12 protein-coding genes, 1 other RNA gene, 1 pseudogene and 1 riboswitch are annotated in these 14,103 nt (G+C 52.0%); of the genes and pseudogenes, 4 read left to right on the top strand and 10 right to left on the bottom strand.

Annotated elements, in window-relative coordinates:
* Nucleotides 1-519 (top strand): annotated as a pseudogene (locus BLO43_RS14795) (nitrite reductase, copper-containing); the annotation flags it as partial.
* Between the two features lie 92 nt (nucleotides 520-611).
* Here BLO43_RS14795 and rnpB read toward each other — a convergent pair.
* Nucleotides 612-913: RNase P RNA component class A (gene rnpB, locus BLO43_RS14800), an RNA gene on the bottom strand.
* Nucleotides 914-1,319: 406 nt separating this feature from the next.
* On the opposite strand from rnpB, the gene BLO43_RS14805 reads away from it, so the two are divergent.
* Nucleotides 1,320-1,793: an LEA/WHy family protein gene (locus BLO43_RS14805; protein ID WP_090907731.1), complete on the top strand. Its 474-nt coding sequence runs from the start codon at nucleotides 1,320-1,322 to the stop codon at nucleotides 1,791-1,793.
* Between the two features lie 406 nt (nucleotides 1,794-2,199).
* On the opposite strand, the gene pyrE is transcribed toward BLO43_RS14805, so the two are convergent.
* Nucleotides 2,200-2,838 carry an orotate phosphoribosyltransferase gene (gene pyrE, locus BLO43_RS14810; RefSeq protein WP_090907732.1) on the bottom strand — a complete coding sequence of 213 codons (639 nt, stop codon included), beginning with the start codon at nucleotides 2,836-2,838 and terminating at the stop codon, nucleotides 2,200-2,202.
* Nucleotides 2,839-2,866: 28 nt separating this feature from the next.
* Between pyrE and BLO43_RS14815 the strand changes: the two genes are divergently transcribed.
* Together BLO43_RS14815 and BLO43_RS14820 are read left to right on the top strand one after the other, a co-directional pair.
* A complete protein-coding gene (locus tag BLO43_RS14815; RefSeq protein WP_090907733.1) occupies nucleotides 2,867-3,640 on the top strand; it encodes an exodeoxyribonuclease III in 774 nt (257 codons plus the stop codon).
* A gap of 69 nt (nucleotides 3,641-3,709) precedes the next feature.
* Nucleotides 3,710-5,098: an AmpG family muropeptide MFS transporter gene (locus BLO43_RS14820; RefSeq protein WP_090907734.1), complete on the top strand. Its 1,389-nt coding sequence runs from the start codon at nucleotides 3,710-3,712 to the stop codon at nucleotides 5,096-5,098.
* A gap of 9 nt (nucleotides 5,099-5,107) precedes the next feature.
* Here the strand turns inward: BLO43_RS14820 and metW are convergent, their stop codons facing one another.
* The 8 genes from metW to BLO43_RS14860 all read right to left on the bottom strand — a co-directional run bounded on the left by metW (nucleotide 5,108) and on the right by BLO43_RS14860 (nucleotide 13,413).
* Entirely contained in the window at nucleotides 5,108-5,719 is a 612-nt protein-coding gene (gene metW / locus BLO43_RS14825; protein WP_090907760.1) for a methionine biosynthesis protein MetW, read from the bottom strand.
* Between the two features lie 126 nt (nucleotides 5,720-5,845).
* Complete coding sequence (locus BLO43_RS14830) at nucleotides 5,846-6,541, bottom strand: HugZ family pyridoxamine 5'-phosphate oxidase (RefSeq protein WP_090907735.1); 696 nt, start codon at nucleotides 6,539-6,541, stop codon at nucleotides 5,846-5,848.
* Between the two features lie 137 nt (nucleotides 6,542-6,678).
* Nucleotides 6,679-7,806 carry a homoserine O-succinyltransferase MetX gene (locus BLO43_RS14835; RefSeq protein WP_074630506.1) on the bottom strand — a complete coding sequence of 376 codons (1,128 nt, stop codon included), beginning with the start codon at nucleotides 7,804-7,806 and terminating at the stop codon, nucleotides 6,679-6,681.
* 378 nt (nucleotides 7,807-8,184) lie between these two features.
* The gene (gene ptsP, locus BLO43_RS14840; RefSeq protein WP_090907736.1) at nucleotides 8,185-9,912 is read right to left on the bottom strand and encodes a phosphoenolpyruvate--protein phosphotransferase; all 1,728 of its coding nucleotides are present in this window, start codon (nucleotides 9,910-9,912) and stop codon (nucleotides 8,185-8,187) included.
* Nucleotides 9,909-10,178: an HPr family phosphocarrier protein gene (locus tag BLO43_RS14845; RefSeq protein WP_074630508.1), complete on the bottom strand. Its 270-nt coding sequence runs from the start codon at nucleotides 10,176-10,178 to the stop codon at nucleotides 9,909-9,911. The genes ptsP and BLO43_RS14845 overlap by 4 nt, the downstream gene beginning before the upstream one ends.
* Nucleotides 10,168-10,572, bottom strand: coding sequence for a PTS sugar transporter subunit IIA (locus BLO43_RS14850; RefSeq protein ID WP_074630509.1), 405 nt, complete (start codon nucleotides 10,570-10,572; stop codon nucleotides 10,168-10,170). The genes BLO43_RS14845 and BLO43_RS14850 overlap by 11 nt, the downstream gene beginning before the upstream one ends.
* Before the next feature lie 37 nt (nucleotides 10,573-10,609).
* The gene (gshB, locus tag BLO43_RS14855) at nucleotides 10,610-11,557 is read right to left on the bottom strand and encodes a glutathione synthase (protein WP_090907737.1); all 948 of its coding nucleotides are present in this window, start codon (nucleotides 11,555-11,557) and stop codon (nucleotides 10,610-10,612) included.
* 290 nt (nucleotides 11,558-11,847) lie between these two features.
* Complete coding sequence (locus BLO43_RS14860) at nucleotides 11,848-13,413, bottom strand: ExeA family protein (protein WP_090907738.1); 1,566 nt, start codon at nucleotides 13,411-13,413, stop codon at nucleotides 11,848-11,850.
* A 563-nt stretch (nucleotides 13,414-13,976) separates the two neighbouring features.
* Nucleotides 13,977-14,078: riboswitch (glycine riboswitch) on the top strand.
* Nucleotides 14,079-14,103 lie beyond the last annotated feature (25 nt).

The following is a 14,103-nucleotide window of genomic DNA, read 5'->3' on the forward strand; positions in this document are numbered from 1 at the left end:
TACTACATAGGCGAACAGGATCTGTACCTGCCTAAGGACAAGGACGGAAAGTACAAAGTGTATTCCCAGCCCGCCGAAGGCATGGCTGAGATGCTAGAAGTTGGCAAAGGGCTGATCCCGACCCATGTCGTCTTCAATGGCGCGGTCGGTGCGCTGACGGGCGACAATGCGCTCAAGGCCAAAGTCGGAGAGAAAGTACTGTTCATTCACTCGCAAGCCAATCGTGATTCCCGCCCGCACTTGATCGGCGGCCATGGCGATCTGGTATGGCAGGGTGGCAAGTTCAGCGATCCCCCCATGACCAATCAGGAAACCTGGTTCGTCCCAGGGGGCGGGACCGGAGTGGCCTTGTATGAATTCAAGCAACCTGGCCTCTATGTCTACCTCAGCCATAACCTGCTGGAAGCCGTATTGCTGGGTGCCGCAGCACACATGAATGTCGAGGGCAAATGGAACGACGATCTCATGATCCAGCTCAAGAAACCGAATGAGAATTCAACCCCGGCGATGGATCACTAACAAGAATCCGTTAACAGCCTTTCCGGCGCGGCTTCAACGTTACGTTGAAGCCGCGTTTTTTTGTACGGGATACTGATCTGGAATATGAAATAAAATGAAGCTGACCGATAAGCCGGGTTCTGTCATGGACAATCATTCCTCTAGACGCACGGTTGCCCGTACGTTCAAGCAACCTACCCGCAGGCTCAGCGAGCAGCATCATCGCCTGCCTATTTGGTCTTGCTCCGGATGGAGGTTACCGCGTTTCACCGTAACTTAATACGCTCGTCTCTGTGGCCCTGTTCCTCACCTCACGGCGGCCGGCCATTAACCGGCATCCTGCTCTATGGAGCCCGGACTTTCCTCCCCCTGTCTTTCATGACTGAAAGCAGGCAGCGATTGTCTAGCCAGCTTCGGTTAGGATAGTATCATCAAACCGGAAGTATGAGACAAGCTTCCCCCAAGCTTTCCTTGCGAACTTATTTTTGTGTACTGTCTTTGTGAAAGCATCGTGTTTCGCACATCTCTTTTTACGAGTCGCCGTTGCGCTTGGCAGGATTTATCAGTCTTCCGTGACTTCAGACCGAAGAGCAATGTGGTGATTCATGCTCCCGTGGTCCATACGAAACAAAAAAGCGAGAAAGCCCTTCGATTCCAAAATATTCGAGTTATGATTCCAGATTCCACAAACCGGTAAGCCATAATTCCAAATCCGGCCGTTGTTACTCATTTATTAGGCTGATGCTATGATTGTTAAGGATGCTTTGTGCTATTTAGCCCTCATTTTCTGGGTGAGCCCGCCCAACCACTGGATTTAGGATATGAATCGTTGCGTACTACTCATTTCCACGCTGCTCCTCATTTTATCCGGATGCGCGGCACTCCGACTGCATGAACCGCTTCGCGTCTCCGTAGCCGGAATCGAACCATTGGAGGGAAGGGGTATGGAAGCACGTTTCGCGGTACACCTCAGGATTCAGAATCATGATGGCACGCCCCTTGACTATGATGGCATCGGACTCGATCTCGATTTGCGTGGGATGAGCTTCGCAAGTGGGGTAAGCGATCAGCAGGGCACGATACCCCGCTTTGGGGAAACGGTAATCACGGTGCCGGTAACAGTTCCTGGGACGGCTATGATTCGTCATGCCTACGGGTTTGCCACCGGCGATCGTACCAAGGCCGATTACCGGTTGCGTGGGCACCTTGGCGGACAGGGATTTGCCATCGGGCGGTACTTCGACTCAAAAGGAGAAATTACGCTGCCAACCATGCCGCCGGAGCAGGTGCACTAACATTAATCATCCTGGCAACGCACGGAACAGCGTCTTTCCCAGGAAGGTGTGACCCCGCCGCGGATGCCGGTGGCATGAAATGTGATCGGGCATTCCCTTTGTGATCCCCGCTTCGCCGAGACCCCGCGTGCGAGGGGCCCCTCGTGAGGCTCTGGGACATCCCATTCCAAAGCATTGCAATGCAACCATGCGCTACGAAAGCCGTGAAACCCAGCTCATAAACGGACCCCGTCAGGAAGACAAGAATCAGATTTCGAAACAATCTCTGTGAGTGATGGCTCGTTAGATTAACGAATTGGTGGGTCAAACTGCCGGACTCAAGATCATTCGCCGGAATCAAAAAAGTTTGCCCGGACGCTGCGTGAAACGACCCTGATACCGAAACCTGCCTATAGTCTCTCCTGGATCAGGAAGCTCCGTATTGTGCACGGTAGCTTTCTATCGCACGAAGATTGTGTCCCAGATTCCTGTTCCGCAGATAATTTGCAATGTCGTCCAGATTAACGATGCTGGCGACCTGAATTCCATATGCGTGATGAACCTCCTGCGTAGCAGAAAATCCTCCATTACCGCGCTCCATCCGGTCAAGCGCGATGATAACCCCACAAGGCATGGCGCCAGAAGCACAAATATGGCTGACAGACTCACGCACTGAAACACCAGCGGAAATGACATCATCCACAATCAGCACACGCCCGGCAAGGGGGGCGCCAACGAGGTTTCCCCCTTCGCCATGGTCTTTCACTTCCTTACGATTGAAACAGAAAGGGTAGTTATGCCCGCTCTCGGCCAGCGCGATGACAATAGCGCTAACCAGCGGAATGCCCTTGTAGGCGGGACCAAATAGCATGTCAAACGGAAGCTGGGCACCGAGAATGGCTTTGGCGTAAAATTGCCCCAGTTTCCTGAGAGAGTCACCGTCATTGAACAACCCGGCATTAAAAAAATACGGCGACATTCTCCCTGCCTTGGTTTTAAATTCGCCGAAGCACAATACATTGCGGCTAACGGCAAACTCAATGAATTCCTGACGAAAATCGGGCATCACTATATGACAAACTGGAAAAATAGACGTGAGAATTATAACGCTTAACCTTAATGGCGTGCGCTCCGCCGCAAACAAGGGGTTCTTTCGGTGGCTGCCAACACAGCAGGCGGATATCGTATGTGTGCAGGAACTGAAAGCTCATGTAGTCGACATAACCGGAGAAATGATCTCTCCTGATGGCTACCATGGTTATTTCCACTGCGCTGAAAAGAAGGGGTACAGCGGGGTGGGTATTTACAGCCGGCACAAGCCAGACAATATTATTGAGGGTCTTGGCATTGCGGAAATTGATGCGGAGGGACGTTTTCTACGAGCTGACTTTGGCCCATTGACTGTGATATCGATCTATTTTCCTTCCGGCTCCAGTGGCGAACACCGGCAAGCTGCCAAGTTTTTTTTCCTTGAGCGATTTCTCCCCATGCTCAAAGAACTGGCGGGTTGCGGCAGGGAGATCATATTATGCGGCGACTGGAATATTGCCCACAAGGAAATCGATCTGAAGAACTGGCGTTCCAATCAGAAAAACTCCGGCTTCCTGCCCGAAGAGCGCACCTGGCTGAGCGGGGTTTTCGATGAGCTCGAATTTGTCGATGTATTCCGGCGAATTAATACTGAGCCTGAGCAATACACGTGGTGGTCCAATCGCGGGCAGGCGTGGGCCAAAAATGTGGGCTGGCGCATTGACTATCAGATCGCCACGCCAGAGATCGCGGCCAAAGCGACCGAAGTTTCGATTTACAAAGCGGAGCGTTTCTCTGATCATTCCCCGCTTACCATCGACTATGACTACAACATATGATTCGACATCCGATGGCTGATCGCTCATCTTGCGGTATCACCATCTCGCTCGAATGCTGGATCTAGGATAATGTCCACTGCCTTATCCGGCTGGCTGCATGCTTTTCGCATTTACACCCATCCACGGGTATTGGGGATGCTGTCACTGGGTTTTTCTGCCGGGTTGCCGCTGTTGTTGGTACTGGGCACCCTATCGTTCTGGTTACGGGAAGCAGGCATCGACCGCTCCACCATCGGCCACCTGAGCTGGATCGGCCTGGCTTATGGTTTTAAATGGCTGTGGTCACCGTTGGTGGACCGTTTGTCATTGCCGTTATTAACCCGCCTTCTAGGCCGGCGGCGTGCCTGGCTGTTGCTATCGCAAATCGTTATAACCATCGCACTGGCTGGTATGGCGAGTACCGACCCGATCGAGAACTTGGCGTATATGGTTTTCTTTGCACTTGCTGTGGCTTTCGCTTCCGCCACCCAGGATATCGCGCTGGATGCTTATCGAATCGAAGCCGTAGCGCCGAGACTCCAGGGCGCCATGGCCGCCACCTATCAGGCGGGTTATCGCGTGGCCATGATCCTGGCTTCCGCTGGCGTATTGTGGATAGCGGCAGCGGTAGATCCTTCGGAAGCCACCTACGACTATGCGCCTTGGCGCACCGCCTATCTGGTGATGGCTGGATGCATGAGTGTGGGTATTATCACCACGCTTATCATCCGCGAGCCGGAAGTTCCTGTTACGCGTCTTATCGAAGAAAATGAAAACCACGCCCGAGGGATCATTGCACACTGGAATCTGAATGCACGACTCGCGCAAACGCTCGCCTGGCTGTATGGAGCAATGATTGCACCCTTCCGGGATTTTATTGTGCGCCATGGCCGGCAGGCGTTGGTGATTCTGGCATTGATCGCGCTTTATCGCATCTCGGATGTCGTGATGGGTGTAATGAGCAATCCTTTTTATGTGGATATGGGCTACACCAAGGATGAGGTGGCAACGATATCCAAGGTTTATGGAGTTATCATGACGATTGCGGGCGCGGCCATCGGCGGGGTACTCACGGCAAAAATCGGCGTCATGCGTACATTGTTTCTGGGAGCAGTATTATCAGCAGCAACCAATTTGCTGTTTGTCTGGCTGAGCGGACGCGGGCACGACGTAACCGGGCTTATATTCACCATCTCCGCCGATAACCTGTCTGGCGGCATCGCCTCGTCCGCTTTTATAGCCTATCTTTCCGGCCTGACTAATTCCGCCTACTCCGCCACGCAGTATGCGCTGTTCAGTTCGGTAATGCTGTTATTGCCAAAATTCATCGCTGGATTCAGTGGTGAATTCGTCGATGCTTACGGTTACGCCAGTTTTTTTACTGGCACGGCGTTGCTTGGCCTTCCGGTATTGGTATTAGTCTGGCTGGCGGGGCAGGCAAGATTTAAGACAATGGATTCCCCGCCGCATATCAAGTGATGTTGATGATTATTTTTGTTGTTCAAATCGATAAAATGCCAATGTTCCCAGTAAATTGGGCAGAAACGTAATTTGATGATCCCCACTCATTACCCTGCGCTCGAGAATACGTGCGCCATGCTGGCTGCAGAATTCTTCAAAATCACCGAGTGTACAATTGTGAATGTTAGGCGTATCGAACCACTGATAGGGTAGCGTTTCCGAAATAGGCATGTGACCGGACATAACCTGTAGCCGGTTTTTCCAGTAACCAAAATTGGGGAACGATACGATCCCCTCTTTGCTTACCCGCAGCATTTCCTTAATGATTCCCTCGGTGTGTTTTACCGCCTGCAACGTTTGCGAGAGAACCACGTAATCGAACGATCCTGATTCGAAACTTAGCAATCCCGATTCCAGATCACTCTGGATTACATTGACCCCGTTATTGAAACAAGCCAGGACATTGTCGTCGTCTATTTCCACGCCATAGCCACGAATATTGCGCATATCGCGCAAGAAACATAGCAGCGAACCGTCGCCACAGCCTAAATCGAGCACCTTCGCACCCGGTTTCACCCATGTGGCAATGGCAGCGAAATCGGGCCTGGTGGCGGTGGATGGGATAGTAAGGTTAGTCACGTCTTCAGTATTTGCGGGACTTGTCGCCCGCTGGTAATCATGGCAGTCTTCATCGAAAAGCAACGGCATCCCAGAGGGAATGCAAGGCAAACAGGATAGTATATGCCCGATGAAATGAAATTAAAATTATCTTGTTCTTTTCGCCATTTCGACTAAGGCATACCGCGCCTGTTGTGCGTCGAGTACCATCTCCTCAAAATCGAAACGCAAATTTCCACCATCGGCGCATACGTCGAAACCATCGCAATCGATCCCCAGCATTTCGACATCCACCGCCTCGCATTGGTGGAAATGTTCACAATAGCGGCGCAAAGTATCGCGATGATCTACATTCATGTGTGCAATGACGTCGTCCTCCTGCGCGATCAGTGGATAGGGGGGTACCAAATAACTGATCGCCGAGACCCAATGAATTTTGCCGAAGCCGCCAATGTAACGCAGTGTCCGCGGCAATATGCGGTAGAAAGAAAAATCGCTCATGGCGAGATAGCTTTCTGCTTCCGGAAAATGGCGCAGATAGCGCACAGCAATACGGGGATCGTTCTCCGCTGGTTGCGCCACCCCCACCACGGTGACGCGCCCTTGCGACTGGATGTTTAAATCATTCTGGTTGTGCGTAATAAGGCTTACGCGGGCATCATGCCGGATATTTTTGGTATGTTCGGCAAGTGTGCTAATCAGGATAAGCAGGCTGCCGTCGTGATCCACCAGATAGAACATAATCGAACCGAACGGATGGCCATTGAATTTTTCCGACAAGGTGCTCAAGGCCCCGTAGCGGTGGGCGCGTAACATCTGGCGAGCTGCGCGCGCGTTACTCATGGAAGCTTCTCTGATACCTCAAGCACCCCGGAGAGCTCATTTGCCCACCAATCATCGCGGTGAACTGTCCCAGCAATCCGCGAAGCGGTTGCTTGCAGATACAAGCTTCAAGGACATCCATGACCACGATCTCCAGCTTATATGACAATGTTGTCCATATAAGCCCGCATCAGCCTGTGATAATGACGATCTTCCATCAAGAAAGAGTCATGGCCATGACTGGAAGTGATTTCCGCATAGCTCACGTTGAGTTCATTATCCAGCAATGCTCTGACAATGGCACGCGAGCGCTCGGGCGAAAAACGCCAATCCGTGGTAAATGACAACACCAGAAACTTTGCCTTGGCAGCGCGGAATGCCGCGCTCAAATCGTTGTTGTGCAGGTACGCGGGGTCAAAATAGTCGAGCGCCTTGGTCATCAGCAGATAGGTATTGGCATCGAATTGATCGGCGAACTTATCCCCCTGGTAGCGCAGGTATGACTCAATCTCGAACTCCACGTCGAAACCGAATGCAAGGGCTCCGTTACGCAACTCCCGTCCGAACTTCGCGGCCATCGCGTCATCCGATAAATAGGTGATGTGCCCCAACATGCGGGCAAGCCTTAAACCGCGCCGCGGCACCGTGCTATGCGAATAATAGTCTCCGCCGTGGAAATCCGGGTCGGTAATGATTGCCTGACGCGCCACATCGTTGAATGCGATGTTCTGCGCAGTCAGCTTGGCGGCGGCGGCGATCACCAGCGCATGCCGCACCCTTTCCGGAAAATCGAGGGTCCACTGCAACGCCTGCATCCCGCCAAGGCTACCACCCGCCACTGCGGCGAACTGATCGATGCCAAGGTGGTCTGCCAGTCTTACCTGGGTTTGCACCCAATCTTCCACCGTCACCACCGGAAAATCCGGGCCATAACATTTTCCGGTCTTTGAATTGATGCTGGCCGGCCCGGTGGAGCCATGACAGCCACCCAGGTTATTCACGCCCACCACAAAAAACTTGCGCGTATCAATAGACTTGCCAGGACCGATCATGTTGCTCCACCAGCCAACGTTTTTGGGGCTGTCCGCGTAACAGCCGGCTAAATGATGATTGCCGGAAAGCGCGTGACACACCAGCACCGCGTTGGATCTGGCCGCATTAAGATCGCCATAAGTCTCGTATACCAGCTCGTAGTCTTCAAGCACGGCACCGCTCTTTAAATATAGCGGTGTATCGAAGCGTGCACGTTGCGGCGCGACAATGTCAATCGAACTGGAATCTTGCATCGGAAAGTTCGTTCATGAAAAAAAACGTTTATGCGTCGCGGCGTGCCGAAACAGATCGCACTTCGCAAGAATGCCAGGAAAATAACCAGTGACTTTGACTATCTCCAAGGTTCAGTCGCATCGACAGCTGGCATTCGCGCAATCCATGATCAGTCATTGTAATTAAATACATCGTTAATAATCCTTGCGCACACGCTAGCCTGGGCGGAATGGTTGCCTCCGCTCTCCATTTCTATACCTCGTTGCTCGAAGAAAAATACTCATTCATCCCGATATCATGCCGCGCCACGTTCTCTTCCACCACTGCTTGGCACTCAATTGGAGAATAAGTTGGCAAACAAGTTCACCCGGGATCTGCTTTCCGGGAGCTCACATCAATCAGCTATTCAATTTCACCAATAATGCTTGAATTTTTGCCGGATCATCAGCTTTGAGTATCTTCTGCGTGAGCGGGATGATATCAGACAGACTGCTCCTTAACACTTCTCGCTTCACAGTCAATAGTTGTGCCGGGTGCATGGAAAAAAGCCGTAGCCCGAAGCCCAGCAGCAACCGGGTAAATAATATATCTCCCGCTAGCTCACCACAAACCGTCACGGGCACGCCGGTTCGGTTGGCACTGCGAATGATATGTGCAACCAGTCGCAGCACTGCCGGATGCAGGGAATCATAGAGGTGCGCCACCGAATCGTCGGCGCGGTCTATGGCAAGCGTATACTGAATCAAATCATTGGTGCCGATGGACAGAAAATCCAGTTTGCGCATAAAAATATCGAGACACAGCGCTGCGGCGGGCACCTCAATCATGCCACCTACCTGAATTTTCTCGTCGAATAAAATCTTTTCCTGGCGCAAGCTTTGCTTGGCGTTTTCAATCAGGTGCAATGTCTGCGTAATTTCGGTAATACTGGAGAGCATCGGCACCAGAATACGAATCTGGCCATAACGCGAAGCGCGCAAAATCGCTCGCAATTGCGTATGGAACATTTGTGGTTCGGCCAGGCACAGGCGGATGGCGCGCAATCCGAGTGCCGGGTTGGCTGCCACGCGCTTGGCACTATCAAGGTTCTTGTCGGCGCCCAGATCGAATGTACGAATCGTCACCGGCAGACCTCGCATTTTTCGCGCCACAGTACGATAGGCTTCGAATTGTTCTTCCTCGTCAGGCAGACTGTCGCGGTTGAGAAATAAAAATTCGCTGCGAAACAAGCCGATGCCGGTGGCACCGTTTTCTTTGACCTGTTCGATATCCTGGGGTAGTTCGATATTGGCGTGCAGCTCTACTATAGTGCCATCAAGCGTCGTGGCAGCGGTTGTTTTGATGCGTTTGAGCTTCTGCTTTTCCAGCTCAAACTGGCTCTGGCGCAACCGGTATTCCGACAGCACATGCTTGTCAGGATCAACAATTACGACACCCTGATTACCGTCCACAATCAGGATGTCATTATCGCGGATCAGGCGGCGAGCTTGATGCAGCGCCACGATAGAAGGAATATTGAGACTGCGCGCAACGATAGCAGTGTGGGAAGTCAAGCCGCCCAAATCAGTAAGAAACGCGCTAAACCGGTGCTGCTTATATTGAATGACATCGGCGGGACTTAAATCATGGGCAACCAGAATGCTATCGCCATCGCGCTTTAGCGAACTGGGCACATAACCTGGATGCCCGAGCAAGACTTTCAGCACGCGCTCCACTACTTGAATCACATCGGTTTTGCGCTCGCGCAGATAAGGATCTTCAATCTCCTCAAACTGCGCCATCAATACGTCCATCTGTTGAGTAATCGCCCATTCGGCATTGCACTGATTCTGGGCGATGTAAGTTTTGGCCGCGGTGGAAAGCGTGGGATCGTCCAGAATCATCCGGTGCAAATCAAGGAATGCGCCATATTCCGCCGCCGCAGGACCATCGACAACAGAAGTATGCAGGACTTCAAGCTCCTCGCGAACCGCTGTGAAGGCAGTGTCGAGCCGGGATATTTCATTGTTGACCTGATCCCGCGGCACAATGTGGTGTGCCACCTCCAGCGCGGCATGGGAAGCAAGATAAGCGTGGCCTATGGCAATGCCGCCGGAAACGCCCACACCATGCAACGCAAAGCTCATTCATTCTCTCCGAAATAATCCTCGATCAGGTTTACCAGCGCCTGCATGGCTTCGGTTTCATCCGTACCGTTCGTTTCGATACTCAAAATAACTCCCTTGCTTGCGGCCAGCATCATCACGCCCATGATACTTTTTGCATTCACTCTACGATCGTTTCGCGATAGCCATACCTCACACCTAAATTTACTGGCCAACTGGGTTAATCTGGCGGAAGCACGCGCATGCAAGCCCAGTTTGTTGATGATTTCAATCTCTCTACATTGCATTTTGCGGCCTCGATTCGATGCGCATGACACCTTCCCTGCCACCGGTCAGCGCCTTATCCCCAACTACTGCCAGCGGTTCGTTACGATAAGTGAGTGCTCTCACCAGCATGGGCAGATTGACGCCGGCAAGACATTCCACCCTGCCGGGGCTCACCAGCCGAGTGGCGATATTGCAGGGTGTTGCTCCGCAAATATCACTCAATACAAGCACACCATCACCACAATCGACCTGTTTGATCAATTCCAGCGCTTTAGGCATAACAGCATCGGGATCGTCTCTGTTGGTAATACTTAGATACGTCAAATGCGGCGACTTCTCCCCCATGACATGGTTGGCGCAATGGATAAGACTGTCACCCAGATTGCCATGAGAAATAACCAGAATTCCGATCATGTTCGGTTCCGCCACTTTATATCAAAGGACGAATACATTAATTAAGCATCTTCTCAAGTGCGTCCATCATCATTCCAGCGGCGTTGAAACCTGTCTGCTCAGCGATCTCCCGCATGCAGGTTGGGCTCGTAACATTAATTTCGGTGAGATAATTGCCGATCACGTCCAACCCCGCCAACATCAAGCCCTTATCATATAACGCGGGACCCAGCGCTTTAGCGATTTCACGGTCGCGCCGGGTGAGCGGCTGCGCCACGCCGGTACCGCCCACGTTAAGATTGCCGCGCGATTCACCCGCCTTCGGGATGCGCGCAAGCGCGTAAGGCACAGGCTCTCCAGCTATCAGCAGAATACGTTTATCACCTTGCGTGATTTCGGGGATGTAGCGCTGCGCCATAATCGTACGCGTACCATAATGCGTAAGCGTTTCCAGAATCACGCTGATATTATGATCAGCGCTATGAATTCGAAACACGCTGGCCCCACCCATGCCGTCAAGCGGTTTCAGCACGATATCGCCATATTCAGCAAGGAAATCGCGAATCAAATATTCCTGTCTTGTCACCAAAGTCGGAGCAGTAAATTGCGGAAACTTCGCTATGGCGAGCTTCTCGTTATGATCCCGCACCGCTCGCGGGCTATTAACGACACGAGCGCCCCGCTTCTCCGCCAGTTCCAGCAGGTAGGTACTGTAGACATACTCCATATCAAATGGAGGGTCCTTGCGCATCAACACCACGCTAAATTCTTGCAATGGCGTTTCCTCCGGTTCCTCTGTCCGATACCAATGATGCCCGTCTGCCTGAGCTGTTAGTTCCAGTGCGCGCGCAAGTCCAACTGTCTCGCCGCTCCTGCATACCAAATCCCCCTGCTGCATACTAAATAGCTGATGACCGCGGGAGGCTGCTTCACGCATCATGGCAAAGCTTGAATCCTTATAAGGCCTGATGGAATCCAGTTGGTCTAGAATGAAGGCGAGTTTCATTTATTATTGCTGATCACAACTTAAATATCGGGGGTCGATGAGTTATTTTTGTATGGCTCCAGCAAGCTGCCGGACGTGAAGATCGAAGCCAGAAAACAATGGGATGAGGACAGGTTTTGACGATTTTCCGATCCAGAATCGGGCTCGCCCGGAACAGCGGCAAGATAGGCTTCAGCATGGAATAAATATGATGTTTACTGAAAGTTTACATTGTAGCATCACGTGTTGGCGGAACCCGTGAATATTGGAAATCGTGTATGGGTTCAGAGACCAGGGCCTGTTAACAGACCCTAGCGTAGTTCGCCCATTGTATACAGCTCCGTTTGGAAATCAGTTTTGTATTTTTGTGGAAGCTCGGTCTCCGCCACACTGGCTTGGTCGCGGTTGACATAAATTCCGTACGAAACCCTGAATCTGGCCACGCCGTCGCTGGTGACCGGATGTATAAAAAGATCAGATAAATTGACTAGACTCTGAGCACGAGTCAGAAACCGCTCCATCCGGTCAGGCCGCACATTTTCAGTTGTAAATAATTGAATAGTATAGTAATTGTTATCAACCGTGGCCATAATTTGCTTGGTGGCCTCGATTCGCTGTTCTAACAACTTATGCCCCGCCAACTTGACTCCGCCAAAATCCAGCTTGGCGGTTACGTGTTGTTCGGTTGTGGGAACTGACCCACCCTGAGTGGACGCGATTGCTCCCGCCGCAGTCGCAGATAATCCTTGTGGCGCAGAAGGTCGGGGCGGTGGGGAAGACTCGGAAAGCACAGGCGGGGCGGAGAGTACGGGAGATACGGATACCGGTGCTGAGGCTGCCGGAGAGACACTGGGAGTGGCTAGTGCAACCGCCGGTGGAGATAGTGGGGTCGAGAGCGGAACGGGTGCTGTCGCCTCAGCGGATACCGAAGCAACAGTGGAGGTAACGTTCGTTGGCGTAAAAAGCTGGGCCTGCCAACCCAGTACCGCCAGCATTACCACGGCGAGTATGGCGCCCGCACCCGCTATGCGGAGATTCGGCAAATGGCGGCGCTTGATTCCGGAATCGTTAATAGCCGTTCTGGCATGAGGGGCTTCTATGCCACGAGTATGGGCGGCAAACGCCGCGAGCAGAGATTTATCGGCAAGAATGTTTATCCGTTGAATGAGTCCACCGGAAGCGGCGGCAATTAATCTTACCGCTTCAGGAGTAAAAATATCCGGACCGCGATGGCCAGCAGCGCGCATGCGGAACATGAGATAGCCATTCACTGCTTTAGCGTCGAGTGGCTGCATCATTAAATGATGCGTGATGCGATTCTTCAACTGACGCATAGGTGGCAAAGCGAGCGTATGCTTCAGTTCGGGCTGGCCAAACAGAACAATTTGCAGCAATTTGTGGTGAGATGATTCAAGCTCGTAAAGTAATCGTAAGGCTTCCAGTGTCTCCGCCGACATGGTGTGGGCTTCATCCACCAGCAACACCACTTGTTTGCCATCGTATTTCTCGATCAACGCATTTTGCAGGTCACATATCGCGACGATGGTGCGTGCTTCGATCATCGCGCTTTCAGCAAGCTCAAACCTTAATTCGTCGGCAATTGCGTGAAAAAGCTCATCTCGTGACAAATTCTGCCCGCCCAGATAAATAGTTTTCATCCCGGCGGGCAACCGTGTCATCAGTACCTGACATAAGGCGGTTTTTCCACTGCCCTCTTCTCCAGTGAGCTGGATAATGCCCTCGACCCCCTCACCATGGGTCAACATATAGATGAGCGCGTCCAGGGTTGCGCCTCTATCACCTCCCTCGTAAAAGCAATCGGTGATTATTGTATGGGCAAATGGCTGTTTAGAAAGTCCAAAATGGCCAAGATACATTATCCTAAATCCGGTAGTTGTAGCGAGCTCGACAAAAGGTGGACGTTAAACCTAAATCCGATAGTTGGACGGGGGGTGAAGTGTGCAGTTTTTGGGGTACAGAGCAAGTTAAATGGTCCAAATAGTGTTTGTATATCATAGCGCCACTGAATCATGAAAAATGAGCGGCCAATCACCGGATCCAGGATTATCATCTCTTGTGGTCAGGAATCCGCCGGTATGTTCGCATACTGTAACCTTTATCGAAGCTGCATCGCCATGCAAGACGCGCGGTACGATCCTGCTCCAACCCTTCTGAGCAGCAGAAAAGCACGGCTCCAAGTTTCGCTGGCCTGGAATAAGATATCACTATAAATGTAAAGCTTCCTGATTCCAATCGCGGAAAAAGCACTTTCAACATACTATTTACCTTGTCTTGATCCCCGTTGCTGGAGTATAGTGCGAGTCTGCTATTTATATCCAAGCGGAAGAGCGCGCCGGTTTCATCGTCGCCGCCGAAGGCGCAACCCCCCGGAATCGCTCAGGCGTAGATCAGATCGATCTTGATCTTTAGAACCGCTTGCGACAAGCAATCTGGAGAGTGCCAGCATTGAATGCCGGCCACCGAAGGGGCACACGGACAGGGATTCCGTAATCTCTCAGGTAAAAAGGACAGAGGGGTGAGGTCATATAATGTGACTTCGCCTTTTT

It is taken from the genome of Nitrosospira sp. Nsp13 (assembly GCF_900101945.1).
GTDB classification, from domain to species: domain Bacteria; phylum Pseudomonadota; class Gammaproteobacteria; order Burkholderiales; family Nitrosomonadaceae; genus Nitrosospira; species Nitrosospira multiformis_D.